General features: G+C 58.7%; 1 protein-coding gene. It reads left to right on the top strand.

Annotation, left to right across the window (positions count from 1 at the left end; genetic code table 11):
* On the top strand, positions 1 to 252 hold a 252-nt coding region (locus BLJAPNOD_RS25530), incomplete at both ends, for a GSU2403 family nucleotidyltransferase fold protein (RefSeq protein ID WP_244611110.1).

Raw genomic sequence — 252 nt, 5'->3', positions numbered from 1 at the left:
TTCTCGATATCCTGAAGGGCCTCGATCCGACATTCCGGCCGGTCATGCATCGCTCGGGGTCACCGCGTGTGACCGGCTTCATCAATCGCAGTGGCTACAAGGTCGAGTTCCTGACCGGAAACAGGGGATCAGATGACCACATGGACAAACCGGCCGACATGCCCGCCCTTGGTGGAGCCTCGGCAGAACCCCTGAGATTCTTGGACTTCCTGATCTATGAGCCGATCAGGGCCGTCATGCTGCACAAGTCAG

This window comes from Ensifer sp. M14 (assembly GCF_003355565.1).
Classification (GTDB): Bacteria; Pseudomonadota; Alphaproteobacteria; order Rhizobiales; family Rhizobiaceae; genus Ensifer.
This window is presented reverse-complemented; position numbering and strand designations above follow the sequence as displayed.